We start from the raw sequence: 16,777 nt of genomic DNA, 5'->3' as shown, positions 1-16,777 counted from the left end.
GTCACCCTATTCTATCTTCATCATCCGGTACCCGATTCCCACATGAGTCTGGATATATTTTGGATGAGAGGAATCTGTTTCAATCTTCTTGCGCAGATTTGCCATATAGACCCGAAGAGATGTCACGTCACTGTCCAGTGCGCTCTTCCACACATCATTTAAGATGAAATTGTGTGTCAGAACCTTTCCCACGTTTCTGGAAAGCAGACAGAGCAGCTTATATTCAATCGGTGTCAAATGAAGTTCTTTTCCGTCCAGTGACACACAGCCCGAGCTGTAATCGATCTCAAGCCCTCCGTTTGTGAAAACAGCTTCTTCCTGTGCAGCATCCGAAAAGTCATGAAGTCTTCTCAAACTGACCCTGAGTCTTGCCAGCAGTTCCTCTACATTAAAAGGTTTTGTCAGATAATCATCGGCTCCTGCATTCAATGCCTCAATCTTATCTTCGTCATCACTTCTGGCACTAACCACAATAATCGGCATTTTGGACCAGCTCCTTACCTTGCTGATGATCTCCATGCCGTCCATATCCGGAAGTCCCAGATCCAGAAGCATAATATCAGGCTTCTGGGACACAGCCTCCACCATGGCCTCCTGTGCCCGGCCCGCCGTATGGTAACGGTATCCCTCAATATCCAGTGTAGTAGTAATCAGATTTTTCACTGCTTTGTCATCCTCCACAACGAGAATCAATGGTCTATCCATGTACAATTACCTCCTCAGCCTGCAGTTCAAATGAAAATACAGTTCCCCTGGGTTTCCGGTCCCTGACAGTGATCGTGCCTCCGTGTGCCTGAACGATGGATTTACAAAGAGCAAGCCCCATGCCCATGCTCCGGCGGCTGTCCGCCACGGTTTTGCTTCCCGTATAAAACATATCAAACAGCCTGGTCTTTGCCTCATCAGAAATCCCTTCCCCGTCGTCGGCTACCTCTATGAGTACCTTTCCGTTTTTCTTCTCCGCAGAGATATCGATATGGGAACCTTTTCCTGTATACTTGATGGCGTTGTCCACCAGATTGATGATCACCTGAATCATCAGCTTGGCATCCATATCCGCCATCATCATATCGTCATCTATGCGGATATGGATATGATGCTCATTTTTTCTCCTGTCAATGTGTTTCACAGCCTCCAGGATCACTTCCTCCACGATCTCCGGCTCCTTTTCAATCTTCATTGTCCCATTCTCAATCCTGGTGACAGAAAGCAGATTTTCCACCAGGTTGATCAGCCACATGGCATCGTCATAGATATCCGTGTACAGTTCCTGTTTCTTTTCCTCACTGATCTGATCCGAACTCTGTCTTAAAACACCGGCATTTCCTGAAATGCTTGTGAGGGGAGTCCTCAGGTCATGAGAGATAGAGCGAAGCAGGTTTGCCCGAAACTCTTCTCTCTGGGCCTTTAGTTCCGCCTCTTTCTGGCTGGCCGCGATCTTATCCTTTTCCAGAGCCAGACCGATCTCATCCAGCATAGAAATCATCAGCTCTTTTTCAAAAGTCTCCAGTTTGGTCTTCTCCAGGCAGATCCCGATGACGCCGTGGACATGGTCAGCACTTCTCACTGCCAGGTAAAGACCTTTCGCTCCCGGAAGAGTGTCGGTGGTAGCCCCCGCATGTTTATTATTCTTTCGCACCCATTCCGCAACAGCCCGTTCCTCATGAGTTAAATAGCGGCTGAAATCTGTCTGCGTTTTATTCCCATAGGTTCTGGGTTCCAACAGTCTGTCATCCTCTGCATCATAGAAAATAATAGCACGGTCCAGAAGCCTTGTCATCTGCTTTGAGGAAAGCTCTATGATCTCCTCCCTGTCTGCGGCATTCTGGAGCCTGCGGTTTGTCTCCAGCAGAATTCCCGTCCGGTACGCCTGGATGGATGCTGCCCTGGCCTGCTGTTTTACTCTGGTCATCAGATTTCCGCTGATCAGTGCTGACAAAAGCATGATCGCAAACGTTACCGGATACCCGCTGCCATAGACATTGAGTGTAAACAGCGGCTGAATGAACAGAAAGTTAAAACACAAAACGCTGCACACGGAAAACAAAAGACTGTAAAACCTGTATTCCGTCACCAGCGCGGTGATCAGTGTCCCCAGAATATAGATCGTAATAATATTGGATTCGCTGAATCCGATGCTCTGAAACCATAGTCCCAGCGCTGTCACAAACACGAAAATAGATGCTGTCCTGATGACGTCTTCGGATCTGACCCGGATTTTTTCTTTATTCCAGAATGTTCTCCTCCCTGAGTCAGGAGCAGCCTGCTGGTCCGGAATGATATAAATGTCCAGATTCGGTGCCAGAGCCGAAAGCCTGTCGGCAAAGTTATGTCTGGCCGCAAAGACGCTCCTGTTTACCGACCGTCCGATAACGATCTTGGACACTCCTGCAGCCTTTGCATAGCCTGCAATCTGCTCGGGAATATCTTCCCCAAAAATCGTCGTGATCTTTGCCCCCAGCTGTTCTGCAAGCCGGACATTTTCCACCAGCCTCTGTTCGTCATCCAAAGATATTTTGTCAGCCGCCTCTGTTTTTACAAAAACTGCCGTAAATTTCCCATGGAACGCCCTGCTCATCCTCGAAGCAGTGCGGATCACTTTCTGGTTGGAAGGAGACGGGGACAGGCAGATTAAAATATGTTCATCCGTATAATAGCCCTCTTTTCCCTCCTGCTCCTTCTGCTGCTCGGAGATATGATTCACACGGTCTGCAGTCCTTCGAAGTGCTATCTCTCTGAGCGCAACCAGATTGCTCTCAATAAAAAAGTTCTGCATGGCCTTTCCCGCCTGGGCTTCCCGGTAGATTTTTCCCGCCTTCAGGCGTTTTAATAAATCTTCGGGTTCGATATCGGCCAATTCCACAGAATCCGCGTTATCAAACACGCTGTCAGGAATCCGCTCTCTCACAATCACCCCGGTGATGGATGCCACAATATCATTTAAACTCTCGATGTGCTGGACATTGACTGTTGTATACACATCGATCCCCGCTTTTAAGATTTCTTCCACATCCTGGTATCTCTTTTTATGCCGGCATCCCATGCCGTTGGTATGAGCCAGCTCATCCACAAGCACAAGCTGAGGATGCCTTTTTATAACCCCGTCCAGGTCAAGTTCCCTTAAATTCATCCCATTGTATTTAATTTCTTTCACTGGTACGGTCTCGAGTCCTTTCACTAAAGCCATCGTCTCCGGCCTGGTATGAGGCTCGATATACCCAATGACCGTATCCCTCCCCTGTTCCAGTGCATCATGTGCCGCTTTCAGCATTGAATAAGTCTTACCCACCCCCGCGGCATACCCGAAAAATATTTTCAGCTTTCCACTCGCCCGTGCCTGTTCCGTCTCTTCTCTGTGAATCTGTTTTAAAATCCGGTCCGGATTCCGGCGCATCTCTTCTTCCATTTCTTTTCCTCCCTGAACACATAGAACCTTACCATGGATTATACTCCACGGTAAGGCTTTCTTCTATCCAATAAAGACAGATTTCCTGTTATTTTAAAATTCCTTCCAGGGCAAGGTTTACTTTCAGTACATTGACATACTCCTCTCCAAAGATTCCAAGAAATTTATGGACTGTGTACTTATCCACGATCTTCCTTAATTCCGCCTCAGATTTACCGGTAGTTTTCACGAGACGCGGAATCTGATACTCGGCCGCTGCCACGGAAATTCCAGGGTCCAGGCCGCTTCCCGAACAGGTCACCAGGTCCACCGGCACCTTCTTGTCTGTCTGTTCCGGATTTGCCTTCCTGATCATGGCCACACGGTCGGCGACAAGCTCTTTCATCTGTTTTTCATCCTCTTTAAGTTCTCCCTTGTCTTTCTGTTTCGTCTCCCCTGCCGGAGTCAGATTTGACGGTGACGCATACATGACCGGACTGCCGTCCTTGTCGGTAAATGTCTTTGTATCCACGTTCATGATCCTTCCCCACATATGCTTTTCATCATTGAACTGCTGTGCCAAAAGCTCAGATCCATATTTCTTTCCGTTCACTTCTACAATGCTGCCGTTGGCCTTATCCGGAAAGAGCAGCTGGGAGATTCCGGTGACAGCCAGTGTATAAAGCAGCCCGCATATAATGGAAAAGATCAGCAAAATCAGTGCCGCTTTGGGCAGATCTTCTTTTAATATTTTACTCATAACTGAAAACATCCTTTCTTTAAACCAGGCCCAGCGTGACGAGTATCACATCGATGGCCTTGATACAGATAAACGGTGTGATGATCCCTCCGAGTCCATAAACCAAAAGGTTTCTTGAAAGCAGCGCCCCCGCAGATACTTCCCTGTATTTAACGCCTTTCAGTGCCAGAGGGATCAGTGCAATGATGATCAGCGCATTGTATATGATAGCCGAAAGAATCGCACTCATCGGGCTGTCCAGCCGCATAAGGTTCAGCGTCTGGAGTCCGGGATACAATCCCACAAACATAGCCGGGATGATGGCAAAATATTTTGCTATATCATTGGCGATGCTGAAAGTTGTAAGACTTCCTCTTGTCATAAGCAGCTGTTTTCCGATCCTGACAATGTCAATCAGCTTCGTCGGTGAGGAATCCAGATCCACCATGTTCCCGGCTTCTTTTGCCGCCTGAGTACCGGTGTTCATGGCCACGGCTACATCGGCCTGTGCCAAAGCGGGCGCATCGTTGGTTCCGTCGCCGGTCATAGCAACAAGATGACCCTTTTTCTGCAGATCCCTGATCATATCGAGTTTTCCCTCCGGAGTGGCCTCAGCGAGAAAGTCATCGACTCCCGCTTCTGCCGCAATGGCTGCCGCAGTCAGCGGATTGTCTCCTGTGATCATCACTGTCTTGATTCCCATTTTCCTCAGATCGGCGAATTTTTCTTTTACGCCCTTCTTAATGATATCCTTTAAGTAAATAACACCGAGAACCTTTTGATTCTTTGCCACTACAAGAGGTGTCCCTCCTTTTCTTGCAATGCCGTCCACTACTTCCTGACACTGGGGGCTGAAGATTCCTCCACCTGCCGTCACATACTCCCTGACTGCATCGGCCGCACCTTTTCTTATCTGAGTGCCGTCGTAATTTACGCCGCTCATTCTTGTCCTGGCAGAGAATGGAACAAACTCCATATGTAACTCATTTAAATTTCTTCCCCTAAGTCCAAACTGTTCCTTTGCAAGAACTACAATGCTCCGTCCTTCCGGTGTCTCATCCGGCAGGGATGCCAGCTGTGCCGCGTCCGCAAGCTCTTCTATGCTGTTTCGGTCCACCGGGATAAACTCACTGGCCTGACGGTTTCCGAGAGTGATCGTTCCGGTCTTGTCAAGCATCAGTGTATCTACATCACCGGCTGCTTCGATCGCCCGGCCGCTCATGGCAAGTACATTAGCCTGATTTAACCGGCTCATTCCCGCAATTCCGATGGATGAGAGCAGTGCTCCGATGGTTGTCGGTGCCAGGCAGACAAGCAGTGCCACAAGTGAGGTGACAGATGTAGGATTATCGACCCCTGCCTGCTTTGCTGAAAATACGGAATAGGAGTACAGGGATACGGTCACTAAGATAAAAATGATGGACAGCGCAACCAGGAAGATCTGAAGCGCGATCTCATTCGGGGTCTTCTTTCTGGAAGCACCCTCCACCATGGCAATCATCTTATCCATAAAACTCTTGCCCGGCTCACTTGTTACTTTTACAGCGAGCCAGTCGGAAATAACTGTGGTCCCTCCGGTTACCGCACTCCGGTCACCGCCGCTCTCCCGGATGACCGGGGCAGACTCGCCGGTAATAGCGCTCTCATCTACAGATGCAGCGCCGTCGATGACATCTCCGTCGGCAGGAATCTGTTCCCCTGCCTTTATAATCACAATATCACCTTTGTTTAACTGATTGGACGGCACCACCGTCACCTGATCTTTCTTATCCAGAGAAGGAATCTTATTTGCCGGTACATCCTTTTTGGATGCGCGCAGGGCGTCTGCCTGTGCCTTTCCTCTTCCTTCCGCAATGGCCTCCGCAAAGTTTGCAAAAATTACGGTAAACCACAGAATGACTGCGATGGCCAGGGTAAAGCCGGAAGGGGCATCCTGAATACCCATAAGCGAGATCAGGAAGAGAATGGTCGTCATGACCGCAGATACATAGACGAGCATCATGACCGGATTCTTTACCTGCGTCTTTGGGGCAAGTTTCACAAATGAATCTTTCACGGCTCTTAACAGCATCTTTTTATCCGTCAGAGCACTTTTCTTTTTTTCCATATTCTTAACCACCTATCCTAAATTCTACATCTGAAAAAATTCTGCAATCGGTCCTAATGAGAGTGCCGGGAAGAAACTTAGTGCTCCGACGATCAATACAACCAGAATGAGCAAAAATACAAACATGGCGTTTGTCGTTGAAAGCGTTCCCGCCGTCTGTGCGACCTTTTTCTTTTGAGCGAGGCTTCCTGCAATCGCAAGGACTGCAAATATTGGAAGAAATCTTACAAACAGCATGACCAGTCCCAGGCTTACATTTAAAAATACCGTATCTGCTCCGAAGCCGGCAAATGCGGAACCGTTGTTTCCTCCGGCAGATGAGTAGGCATACAGGATCTCAGAAAAGCCATGGGCTCCAGGGTTATTGAGACTGTCCGCCACCTGAGGCAGCAGCGCCGCGATACCGCTTCCTACAAGAATTGCAACCGGTGTGGCAAGGCAGACTAACACTGCCATTTTCATTTCATAAGGCTCGATCTTCTTTCCGAGAAATTCCGGCGTCCGCCCGACCATGAGCCCTGCGATAAATACCGTGAGGATCGCAAATCCCAGCATTCCATAGAGTCCGCATCCGGTACCTCCGAACACTACCTCACCGAGCTGCATCAGAAGCATCGGCACCATACCTCCGATCGGTGTATAGCTGTCGTGCATGGAGTTTACGGAGCCGTTGGATGCCGCTGTCGTAAATGCAGCCCATGTGGCCGATGCGGCAATTCCGAATCTCGACTCTTTGCCCTCCATATTTCCGCCCGGCTGATTGTCTGTACTCAGATCAACCGTCTGCTCATTTGCCAGCTGAGGGGTTCCTTTCTGTTCGTTATATCCGACAACTCCGAGAGATACCGCAAGCATAAGGAACATAGCCATAAATATGGCAAAGCCTTGTTTTTTATTTTTTACCTGTCTTCCGAATGTAAAACACAGTGCTGCCGGAATCAGAAGAAGAGAAATCATTTCCACCATGTTGGACAGTGCCGTGGGATTTTCAAGCGGATGTGCTGAATTGACTCCGAAGAATCCTCCTCCGTTTGTTCCCGCCTGTTTGATGGCAATCTGGCTGGCTGCCGGACCCTGGGGCACGATCTGCTGTGTCACCTCGGTGCCGTCTTCCATTGTGATCGGTTCTACCAGATCCACGGTCTCATAAGCGCTGAAGTTCTGCACAACACCCTGAGATACGAGGACCAGGGAAGATACAATGCACAGAGGAATCAAAAGGTAAAGTGTAATCCTCGTGAGATCCACCCAGAAGTTCCCGAGACCCTTGGATTTTACTTTAATAAATCCCCGAATCAGCGCAAATAGAACTGCGATTCCAACCGCTGCGGACAAAAAATTCTGCACCGTAAGCCCCATGGCCTGAGTGAAATAACTCAGCGCGGATTCACCGCTGTACGCCTGCCAGTTGGTGTTCGTCACAAAACTGACTGCATTGTTGAATGCCAGATCCCATGAAATTCCTTTTTGCCCCTGAGGATTCCACGGAAGGACTCCCTGGAACATGTGGATCAGCATCAGCACGATCAGTGCCGTGATGCTGAACATGAATACGCTTCCCGCGTACCGTTTCCATCCCATCTCTTCCTCTTCCTTTACGTGCATGATCTTATAGATGCCATGCTCCACAGGACGAAGAAGCCTTGATAAAAACACTTTTTCTCCATCCATGATCTTACCGATGTATTTTCCAAGCGGAATGGCAAGTGCCGCCAGGATGACGAGATAAAGTACATACTGCAATATCGTTCCCATTACATATTCTCTCCTTTCAGCAAGACGATGACTAAATAGACAAGCAGTGCCAGCGCTGTGACACCAATCAGACAAATAACTGTATTCATTCTTCATATCCTCCTTTATGATTTAACAGCTTATCACAGAGTAAATAAAATTAGTGTTAAGGTAGAGGGGAAGGGCATTAAAATTGTGTAAAGATATGGTATACTAAGATTTATAATTACGATAGAAAAGAGAGTTGTTATGAAATTATTAGAAAAACATCCAATGGCTATGATCGTCATCGGAATCATAGGGATATCCCTTTCGGCAATTTTTGTCAAATATTCTGCGGCCCCTTCTTCGGTGACTGCGGCATACCGCCTTTTGTGGACGGTGCTCCTGATGACGCCGGTTGTTCTTGGAAAGAAAAGATATCTTGCCGAGCTCAGACAGACCGACCGGAAAACCGTCTGTCTCTGTGCGGTCAGCGGTATTTTTCTGGCCCTGCATTTTACCTTCTGGTTTGAATCCCTCTCCCACACCACCGTCGCAAGCTCCACGGCCATCGTTTGTACGGAAGTCATCTGGGTCGCCCTTGGCTTCACCATTTTTATGAAGGGGCATCTGTCCCGAACTGCACTCATAAGCATTGTCATCACTCTGGCCGGAAGCATCCTGATCGCATTTTCCGACTCTGCCGGTTCCCACGGCAGCCTGTACGGAGACATGCTGGCCCTGGCCGCCGCTGTCTTTGTGGCGGTATATACGCTGATCGGACGGATCGCCCGGACGGAGATGTCCACAGTGAGCTATACATATATCGTATACGGATTCTGCTCCATATCTCTGGTATTTGCTTTGCTGGTCCAGGGAAATTCACTTTTCGGGCATGGAAAAAGCCCGGCAGTCGTCGGGCTTTTGTTAAGTATTTTTTCCACTTTATTAGGCCACAGCATCTTCAGCTGGTGCCTGAAATTTTTCTCACCGGCCTTTGTATCGGCCTCCAAGCTGTGCGAACCTGTGGTGGCATCTGTATTTGCAGTCTTTTTATTTCAGGAACTTCCCGCTGTCCTTCAGATCCTTGGCGGACTCATCACGATAGGAGGCGTGCTTCTTTACTCCAGGGCTGAATCCAGAGAAGCCGGACAGACATCCGCGGATACTTAATATACCCGGATGACGCTGGAAACTTTCTTTGTCGTCTGCATCTCGGCGATGGTCGCCAGCGCGTCAGAGAAGTTCTGCTCTTTTACTTTTGCGGTAATGACAACCAGCTCAGCTGTTCCTTCCCTGCTGTCTTTCTGGATCACCTGGGAGATGCTGACATTATATCTGCCCAGTGTATCCGCGATCTTTGCAAGCACTCCTGCCCTGTCCTCGACTTTAAGCCTCAGAAAATATCTGCTCTCGATTTCATTGATCTTCTTGATCGGCAGATCCTTATAACAAGTGCAGCTGATCCTTCCGCAGCAGTCAAACTGGATATTTCTCGCCACGTCGATCACGTCGCCCATGATGGCGCTGGCTGTCGGCAGTTCTCCCGCACCTCTTCCATAGAACATGGCATCATCTACGGCGTCTCCGTGGACAAACACCGCATTGAAGGAGTCATCCACCTTTGCCAGCGGATGGCCGCTTGGAATCAGCATCGGGTGGACACGCACTTCGATGCCTTCCGGCGTGTTTTTCGCCACGCCCAAAAGCTTGATGGTACAGCCCATCTCTTTAGCGTAGGCGATATCTCTGGACGTAATCTTTGTAATCCCTTCCGTATAAACATCTGAAAAAGTGACTCTGGAATTAAATGCGATGGAGGCCATGATGGCAACTTTCCGCCCCGCATCGTACCCTTCGATATCCGCTGTGGGATCTGCCTCCGCATAACCAAGTTCCGTGGCAAGCATAAGAGCATCCGAAAATTCCATTCCCTCCTGTGTCATCTTGGAGAGGATAAAGTTTGTGGTGCCGTTTACGATCCCCATGACTTCGGACAGATGGTTCCCCGCCAGGCACTGCTTTAACGGGCGGAGGATCGGAATCCCACCGGCCACCGCCGCCTCAAACAGCAGGTCACATCCATTGGCGGAAGCCTCGTCCAAAAGTTCCTTTCCATGCTCCGCGATCAGATCCTTGTTGGCGGTAACTACGTGCTTTCCTGCTCTCAGAGCAGCATTTATGTAGGTTCTGGCAGGCTCGATTCCTCCCATCACTTCCACGACGATCTGGATGTCCTCATTCTCTATGATATCTTCAAAACGGTCTGTGAGCAGGCTCTGGTCGATTCCGTCCCTCTTTTTTGTCTTATCTCTCACAAGGATCTTTGCCACTGATAGATTCGCTCCGATTTTATGGGGCATCTCTTCCTTCTGACTCTCCACCAGCTTGTAAACTCCGGTTCCCACAGTCCCGGACCTCAAAAGGCCGATTTTCAGCGTCTTTAAATCTTTCATATTTATACCTCTTTCCTTTGGATTTTTCATATCAGAAGATCAAATTTAGTTCCTTTAGTATATGCCCGCCGATTCTTCTTTGCAAGACCTTTGCGGTGACAAATTACTAACGCAGAAGTTCGTGTTCGATAATCTCTGCCAGCGTTTTATTATGAACCACATAGCTCTCATGGCTCTCCCCCTTTAAGATCCTTAATCTGGCTCTTGGAATCAGCCTGGCGATCTCTCTCGTCTGGCTCTCTTTGACCAGATCCCTGCCTCCGGCAAGGACGAGAGTTTTTGCCCTTATGGCCCTCAGCTGACTTCTGGAAATATGGGGTTCTGTAAGCATCAGCTTCACCTTCGGGTCCCGGGACCAAAAATAAGAAATCTTCAGCGGAATCCTGAGCTCTGCTTTCAGGCCTCCGGGATTGATATTGGCTCCGCTTATAATCAGATGAGACAAGAGTCCCGGCCTTCTGGATGCCAGCAGAAGCCCCACGATCCCTCCGTCACTGAAGCCGTAAAAAGCCGGACTTTCAATCCTGAGCTTTTTGATAAACTGAAGCATATCGGATGCCATGTCCACATAGTGAAACTCCTCTGTGCCCGAGCTTCTCCCATGTCCTCTGGCATCCGGCAGATAAAGCGTAAAATTTTTGGACAGCGGTTTTATGACCTCCCTGAAAATCGTGTGGTCTTCCCCATTGCCGTGCAGCAGAATCAGCGGCCTTCCGCTGCCATATCGTTTATAATACATCTTGATGCTGTTTAACTGGACAAACATAACTCTCCTCCCTATTTTTCTAAAGCCCTGACAAGACGAAGGATATTTTCCACCGCAAACGCGATGTTTTCTTCCGTATAGAAACGGCTCTCTGAAAAATCCTGAGGTTTTTGATTGATGGGAAAGACGGCCGAAAGCCCTTTTTCATAGATTCCGTCAATTCCTTCTCCGACGCCTCCGACCACAGCCGCCGACGGTATCCCCAGGGCCCTGGCTCTCCCGGCTACTCCGTCCACAACTTTTCCGCAGAGGCTTTCCCCGTCAAGCCTGCCTTCTCCGGTCAGGATGAGCTTTGCGCCCCGGGCGATATCGTTGAAATGCACCATGTCAAGAACAACCTCAATTCCCATATTAAGTTTCGATCCCAGAAATGCGGCCATGCCTGCTCCCATGCCTCCTGCCGCTCCTGCCCCCGGAATTTCCGACACATCCAGGTTGATATCTTCTCTGATCCTTGTACACAGGTGGATCAGTCCCTGGTCCAAATGTGCCACCTGTTCCGAGTCTGCTCCCTTTTGGGGCGCACAGACATGGGCCGCTCCCCGAAGTCCATAGAGAGGGCTGTTCATATCACACATCGTGATGATTTCCACCCCTGATAGCTCTTTTGCGAGCCCTGATTTGTCAATATAGCGGATATCCATCAGCGTCCCTCCGTTTGGGATAAACGTCTGCTGTTCTCTGTCAAAAAACTGAACGCCCAGTGCGGAAGCCATGCCGCATCCCCCGTCGTTCGTACACGAGTCCCCCAGTCCGACGATGATGATCTCGGCTCCCCTCTGGGCGGCAGAGAGAATCAGCTGTCCCACTCCGTATGTCGTGGTGATCTCCGGATTCTTCGTCTTTCCCGCCATAGGAATTCCCGCGCAGGAAGCCATCTCGATCACAGCCACTCTGCCGTTGTCCACCAAACCATAGGAAGCGCTGATGTCATGAAAATATGGATCTTTTACCTCAATCCGGACCTTCTCTCCGCCAAAAACCTTCAAAAACACATCCACACTGCCCTCCCCTCCGTCTGCCGCAGGGATGGCAATCACCTCACTGTCCGGATATATCTCTGAAATTTTTCTGCTCATGATCCGGCACACTTCGAGGGAAGTTGCCGTCCCCTGAAAAGAATCCGGGATACAAATAAACTTTTCCATTTAAACATCCTTCTTTCTCTTTCTTCATCTTACATTGATTTTTCCCGAAATTCTTTGCCTGATACATCATCCTTACGATTATCATACGCCTTGACAATCTTTTTTTCCAGCGGTATCATAAAGTTATCATTTATTGCGCACGCAACTGTTATAAAGGAGTAGATCAGTGAAAGGCTTTTTAAAATGGATATCAACCATATCCCGCTTTACCAAAATGCAGCTGGATAAAGAATTCAAAAATCTGGGGTTTAACAGCAGCCAGCACATTTATATCTTAAAAATCTGCGAAGATCCGGGCATTGCCCAGGAAGACCTGCTGACCGCGTTCAACGTCAATGCCAGCAACGTGACGAGAGCTCTTGCCCACCTGGAAAAGGAAAATTATATTGTCCGGGTACAGAACAGAGACAACAGACGCTGCTACAACATCTATCCGACCCAAAGAGCAAAAGACGTATGCCCGGTCATCAAAGACGCCCTGAAGCGCTGGAACTCAAAGATTCTTGAAGATTTCACCGACGAAGAAAAACATCTGTTTCTGGAATTCCTCACACGGGCCGGAAACCATATGTTAGATTTTGTATATCATAGATAAGAAAGAGAGATATGAATTATGGAACAGCAGCAGTCAGTCAGGGACAATCCGCTGGCCTTTGAGAGCACCGGCCGGCTCATTGCCAAATATTCCGTACCGAGCGTGATCGCCATGCTGGTGAGCTCCCTCTACAATATTGTAGACCAGATCTTCATCGGCCAGGGAGTCGGCATGCTCGGCAATGCGGCAACCAACGTGGCGTTTCCCTTCGTCAATATATGCATCGCCCTTTCACTGCTCATCGGAATCGGCGGTGCCTCCAATTTTAACTTAAATATGGGAAGAGGAGAAAACGAAAAAGCAAAAAGCTTTGCAGGCACCTCGATCTCTCTCCTGATCCTCTCGGGCCTTGCCTTAAGTATTTTTTCCCTGCTGTTCCTGAAACCGATCCTGATCGCCTTCGGTTCCACGAAACAGGTATTTCCCTATGCCCTGACCTACACGAGGATCACCGCACTGGGATTTCCTTTTCTGATCGCCACCAACGGATTCTGCAATCTGATCCGGTCTGACGGCAGCCCCAGATATTCCATGGTCGTCATGGTGACCGGAGCCGTCATCAACACCTGCCTGGACCCTCTGTTTATCTTTGGATTCCATTGGGGCATCGCCGGCGGAGCCGCTGCTACCGTCATCGGCCAGATCGTCTCCTGTGTCATGGCCGCTGTCTATCTCACAAGGTTCCGTACCATGAAGCTCACAAAAGACTGCCTGAAGATCAAGGCGGACAATCTAAAGGCCATTGTGTCCATCGGCATCGCCAGCTTCTTCAACCAGATTGCCATGATGGCCGTGCAGATCGCTTTAAACAACACCCTGGCATACTACGGTGCCCTGTCCTCCTACGGAAGTGATATCCCCCTTGCGTGTGCGGGTGTGATCATCAAGGTCAACGCTTTTGTCATGGCATTTGCCATCGGCATCGCCCAGGGATGTCAGCCTATCCTAGGCTTCAACTACGGCGCACAGCTGTATGGAAGGGTCCGTGACACCCTGAAAAAAGAGATCATAACCGTTACCGCTATCTTCTCCGCCGCATTTATCTGTTTTCAGCTGATTCCGAGACAGATCGTCAGTATTTTCGGGGAGGGAAGCGCGGCCTATTTTCACTTTGCCGAGCGCTATTTCCGCATTTATCTTTTTATGGTTTTTATAAACGGACTCCAGCCTATTGTGTCCAACTTTTTCAGTTCCATAGGAAAAGCCTGGAAAGGGATTTTCTTATCCCTCACCAGGCAGATACTGTTTTTGCTCCCTCTGATCCTGCTGCTCCCTATATTTTTGGGAATCGACGGAGTCATGTATGCGGGCCCCATCGCGGACGGGATTGCCGCCGTCACCGCCTTTTTCCTTGGCCGTCATGAATTTATTCAGATGCAGAAGCTGGAAACTTCACAGGATTCTTCTGAGACGGCAGCAGCCGTTCTCCGCTGAGATTAAGATCAGCGTTCTTCCATGGGAATATACTTCTTTTCTTCTGCCACACTCTTATAGGCAGGACGTATGATCTTATCCACGTTGGTAAGCTCCTCCAGCCTGTGGGCGCTCCAGCCGACGATCCTCGCCATGGCAAAGATCGGTGTGAACAATTCCAGCGGAATATCCAGCATGCTGTAAACAAATCCGCTGTAAAAGTCTACGTTGGCGCTGACGCCTTTGTAGATCTTCCGCTCCTCCGCAATGGCCTGGGTTGCCAGTTTTTCCACTGATGAATAAAGTGCGAAATCATCATCCCGGCCCTTTTCTTTCGCAAGTTTCTCCACAAAGCTCTTAAAAATCAGCGCTCTTGGATCGGAGATTGAATACACCGCATGTCCCATGCCGTAGATCAGGCCCTTTTTATCAAAGGCCTCTCTGTTCAGCAGCTTCAGCAAATATGCCTTCACCTCATCTTCGTCTTTGACGTCCTTTACACTTTTCCTGAGATCCTGCATCATCTGGACGACTTTAATATTGGCGCCGCCGTGTTTGGGCCCTTTCAAAGAAGATAAGGCTGCTGCGATGACTGAATATGTATCAGACCCGGCGGATGTGACCACATGGGTCGTAAATGCGGAGTTATTTCCTCCTCCGTGCTCCATATGCAGCACAAGTGCGATGTCAAGTACCTTGGCTTCCAGTTCTGTATACTTCATGTCCGGACGGAGCATCCGCAAAATATTCTCAGCCGCAGAAAGTTTTTCGTCCGGACGGTGGATATAAAAACTCTCCTGCTTTACATAATGATTATATGCATGGTAGCCGTAGACTGCCAGCATCGGAAATACACTGATCAGCATCAGGCTCTGCCGGAGAACATTCGGCATGGAGATATCGGCTGCCTTCGGGTCATAGGACGCCAGATTCAGCACACTCTTTGTCAGAGAGTTCATGATGTCTGCGTTGGCCGCTTTCATAATAACGTCTCGGGTAAAGTTCCTTGGAAGTGTCCTGCAGAGTGAAAGGACGTCTTTAAATTCTGCCAGTTTCGTTTCGTTTGGAAGTTCCCCGAACAGCAGAAGATACGCAGTCTCCTCAAAGCCAAACCTGCGGTTTTGTACAAAATTTCTTGTGAGGTCAATAATATCATAGCCTCGGTACAGGAGCCGCCCGTCGCACGGTACCTTTTTCCCGTCAATCTCTTCATACGCCTGGATTGATGAAATATTTGTGAGTCCTGCCAAGACACCCGTACCATTTTCATCTCTCAGTCCCCTCTTTACGCCGAACTGGGAATACAACTCCTTCGGAACCGTACAGCTCTCCGTACACAGCTTAGAATAGGAATCTGTATACTCTCTGATAATGCTGCTCGTCTTCTTGTATTTCATTCTGGGTACCTCCTTTACATTTCCTGGTATTTCTTTTCATCATACCTCAATATTTGATTTTTGTCAACCATTGACACTTATCAATGAACTGATTATACTGTAGATAAGTATCAAAGAAAATTAAGGAGAGCATAAAACATGAATCAGGCAGAATCAACGGGGATCGCCGTATCTCTGTTTGAAATATTCCCTCTGTGCCGGAAACTGATTTTCAGTTCTCTGGATATGAAAGATCTGAATCTGACGAAAAGCCAGCTGTCCATCCTGTTTGCGCTGGAAGTCAAACCTTGCCTTACGATGTCCAGGCTGTCCAAATATATCGGTTCGTCAAAAGAACAGACGACCCGGGCAGTGGCTCCCCTGGCAAAGGAAGGTCTTGTGGAGCGGTACATGGATGAGGAAAATCGGAAATATGTCTACATTCGGCTATCCGAAAAGGGCACATGTATGATACAGAAAGCAAAACAGGCTTTTATCAATCATCTCAAACAGTCCTTTGACCGGCTGCCGGAAGAGGATTTAAACGATTTAAAACAGGCGGCCCGGACTACCTTAAACATCTTAAAAAAGCTGGAACCATAGTGCTGCACGGTTCCGGCTTTACTTTTTATAACATCCTGTGTTATAATTTTATATACTACATTTGTAAGATTAAAAGGAGTGGACCTATGAAACCGATTCCCCAGATTTCAGATGCCGAATATAAAGTGATGAAAACCGTGTGGGCCCATGCGCCGATCAGCACACCCCAGGTGACAAAGCTTCTGGCCGCCCAAAATGACTGGAGTCCGAAGACTGTTCAGACCCTCCTCTCAAGACTGGTCAAAAAAAGAGCCCTGACCTATGAAAAACGAGGCAGAGCTTTTTTCTATACCCCTCTGGTAAAGGAGGAGGAGATCTTAAAACAGGAGACAGATTGTTTTCTCAACCGCTTTTATGACGGCTGTTTCAGTTCGCTTGTAACAAATTTTTTAGAAGAAGACCGGCTGACAGCCCGGGAAATCCATGAATTAAAAGAGATTTTGGATGCGGGACTTGGCAGGGAGGATGAATAA

14 protein-coding genes are annotated in these 16,777 nt (G+C 48.7%); 5 read left to right on the top strand and 9 right to left on the bottom strand.

What is annotated here, in order from left to right:
- Positions 1-6 precede the first annotated feature (6 nt).
- The 5 genes from ANCC_RS04180 to kdpA all read right to left on the bottom strand — a co-directional run bounded on the left by ANCC_RS04180 (position 7) and on the right by kdpA (position 7,986).
- Entirely contained in the window at positions 7-705 is a 699-nt protein-coding gene (locus ANCC_RS04180) for a response regulator (protein ID WP_006566578.1), read from the bottom strand.
- Entirely contained in the window at positions 698-3,406 is a 2,709-nt protein-coding gene (locus ANCC_RS04175) for a sensor histidine kinase (RefSeq protein ID WP_006566579.1), read from the bottom strand. The genes ANCC_RS04180 and ANCC_RS04175 overlap by 8 nt, the downstream gene beginning before the upstream one ends.
- Before the next feature lie 88 nt (positions 3,407-3,494).
- Positions 3,495-4,145, bottom strand: coding sequence for a potassium-transporting ATPase subunit C (locus tag ANCC_RS04170; RefSeq protein ID WP_009289101.1), 651 nt, complete (start codon positions 4,143-4,145; stop codon positions 3,495-3,497).
- Between the two features lie 19 nt (positions 4,146-4,164).
- The gene (gene kdpB / locus ANCC_RS04165) at positions 4,165-6,231 is read right to left on the bottom strand and encodes a potassium-transporting ATPase subunit KdpB (RefSeq protein ID WP_006566581.1); all 2,067 of its coding nucleotides are present in this window, start codon (positions 6,229-6,231) and stop codon (positions 4,165-4,167) included.
- Between the two features lie 24 nt (positions 6,232-6,255).
- On the bottom strand, positions 6,256-7,986 hold the full coding sequence (gene kdpA, locus ANCC_RS04160; protein ID WP_039946499.1) for a potassium-transporting ATPase subunit KdpA: 1,731 nt from the start codon (positions 7,984-7,986) through the stop codon (positions 6,256-6,258).
- 228 nt (positions 7,987-8,214) lie between these two features.
- Here kdpA and ANCC_RS04155 point away from each other — a divergent pair, with 228 nt between their 5' ends.
- Positions 8,215-9,120: a DMT family transporter gene (locus ANCC_RS04155; protein ID WP_006566584.1), complete on the top strand. Its 906-nt coding sequence runs from the start codon at positions 8,215-8,217 to the stop codon at positions 9,118-9,120.
- On the opposite strand, the gene ANCC_RS04150 is transcribed toward ANCC_RS04155, so the two are convergent.
- The 3 genes from ANCC_RS04150 to ANCC_RS04140 form a co-directional block, all read right to left on the bottom strand.
- Positions 9,117-10,403: a homoserine dehydrogenase gene (locus ANCC_RS04150; protein ID WP_039946501.1), complete on the bottom strand. Its 1,287-nt coding sequence runs from the start codon at positions 10,401-10,403 to the stop codon at positions 9,117-9,119. The genes ANCC_RS04155 and ANCC_RS04150 overlap by 4 nt on opposite strands.
- 106 nt (positions 10,404-10,509) lie before the next feature.
- Positions 10,510-11,169 (bottom strand): alpha/beta fold hydrolase, encoded by a 660-nt coding sequence (locus ANCC_RS04145; RefSeq protein WP_006566586.1) that lies wholly within the window; start codon positions 11,167-11,169, stop codon positions 10,510-10,512.
- An 11-nt stretch (positions 11,170-11,180) separates the two neighbouring features.
- Positions 11,181-12,317 carry a glycerate kinase family protein gene (locus ANCC_RS04140; protein ID WP_006566587.1) on the bottom strand — a complete coding sequence of 379 codons (1,137 nt, stop codon included), beginning with the start codon at positions 12,315-12,317 and terminating at the stop codon, positions 11,181-11,183.
- A gap of 166 nt (positions 12,318-12,483) precedes the next feature.
- On the opposite strand from ANCC_RS04140, the gene ANCC_RS04135 reads away from it, so the two are divergent.
- Complete coding sequence (locus tag ANCC_RS04135; protein ID WP_009289106.1) at positions 12,484-12,912, top strand: MarR family transcriptional regulator; 429 nt, start codon at positions 12,484-12,486, stop codon at positions 12,910-12,912.
- 18 nt (positions 12,913-12,930) lie between these two features.
- Positions 12,931-14,346, top strand: coding sequence for an MATE family efflux transporter (locus ANCC_RS04130; protein WP_006566590.1), 1,416 nt, complete (start codon positions 12,931-12,933; stop codon positions 14,344-14,346).
- Between the two features lie 8 nt (positions 14,347-14,354).
- On the opposite strand, the gene ANCC_RS04125 is transcribed toward ANCC_RS04130, so the two are convergent.
- Positions 14,355-15,722: a citrate/2-methylcitrate synthase gene (locus ANCC_RS04125; protein WP_006566591.1), complete on the bottom strand. Its 1,368-nt coding sequence runs from the start codon at positions 15,720-15,722 to the stop codon at positions 14,355-14,357.
- 138 nt (positions 15,723-15,860) lie between these two features.
- Between ANCC_RS04125 and ANCC_RS04120 the strand changes: the two genes are divergently transcribed.
- Together ANCC_RS04120 and ANCC_RS04115 are read left to right on the top strand one after the other, a co-directional pair.
- Entirely contained in the window at positions 15,861-16,304 is a 444-nt protein-coding gene (locus ANCC_RS04120; protein WP_006566592.1) for a MarR family winged helix-turn-helix transcriptional regulator, read from the top strand.
- A gap of 86 nt (positions 16,305-16,390) precedes the next feature.
- Positions 16,391-16,777, top strand: a complete 387-nt coding sequence (locus tag ANCC_RS04115; RefSeq protein ID WP_006566593.1) for a BlaI/MecI/CopY family transcriptional regulator — start codon at positions 16,391-16,393, stop codon at positions 16,775-16,777.

It is taken from the genome of Anaerostipes caccae L1-92 (assembly GCF_014467075.1).
GTDB lineage: Bacteria > Bacillota > Clostridia > Lachnospirales > Lachnospiraceae > Anaerostipes > Anaerostipes caccae.
Note: the sequence above shows the minus strand (reverse complement) of the source record. Positions and strands in the feature narration are given on the sequence as shown.

Excerpts from the sequence above, each read along its gene's own strand:
- kdpB (WP_006566581.1), bottom strand. The coding sequence starts at position 6,231 with ATGGAAAAAAAGAAAAGTGCTCTGACGGATAAAAAGATGCTGTTAAGA.
- ANCC_RS04115 (WP_006566593.1), top strand. The coding sequence starts at position 16,391 with ATGAAACCGATTCCCCAGATTTCAGATGCCGAATATAAAGTGATGAAA.
- ANCC_RS04120 (WP_006566592.1), top strand. The coding sequence starts at position 15,861 with ATGAATCAGGCAGAATCAACGGGGATCGCCGTATCTCTGTTTGAAATA.
- ANCC_RS04155 (WP_006566584.1), top strand. The coding sequence starts at position 8,215 with ATGAAATTATTAGAAAAACATCCAATGGCTATGATCGTCATCGGAATC.
- ANCC_RS04175 (WP_006566579.1), bottom strand. The coding sequence starts at position 3,406 with ATGGAAGAAGAGATGCGCCGGAATCCGGACCGGATTTTAAAACAGATT.
- ANCC_RS04170 (WP_009289101.1), bottom strand. The coding sequence starts at position 4,145 with ATGAGTAAAATATTAAAAGAAGATCTGCCCAAAGCGGCACTGATTTTG.
- ANCC_RS04150 (WP_039946501.1), bottom strand. The coding sequence starts at position 10,403 with ATGAAAGATTTAAAGACGCTGAAAATCGGCCTTTTGAGGTCCGGGACT.
- ANCC_RS04130 (WP_006566590.1), top strand. The coding sequence starts at position 12,931 with ATGGAACAGCAGCAGTCAGTCAGGGACAATCCGCTGGCCTTTGAGAGC.
- ANCC_RS04145 (WP_006566586.1), bottom strand. The coding sequence starts at position 11,169 with ATGTTTGTCCAGTTAAACAGCATCAAGATGTATTATAAACGATATGGC.
- ANCC_RS04140 (WP_006566587.1), bottom strand. The coding sequence starts at position 12,317 with ATGGAAAAGTTTATTTGTATCCCGGATTCTTTTCAGGGGACGGCAACT.
- kdpA (WP_039946499.1), bottom strand. The coding sequence starts at position 7,986 with ATGGGAACGATATTGCAGTATGTACTTTATCTCGTCATCCTGGCGGCA.
- ANCC_RS04125 (WP_006566591.1), bottom strand. The coding sequence starts at position 15,722 with ATGAAATACAAGAAGACGAGCAGCATTATCAGAGAGTATACAGATTCC.
- ANCC_RS04180 (WP_006566578.1), bottom strand. The coding sequence starts at position 705 with ATGGATAGACCATTGATTCTCGTTGTGGAGGATGACAAAGCAGTGAAA.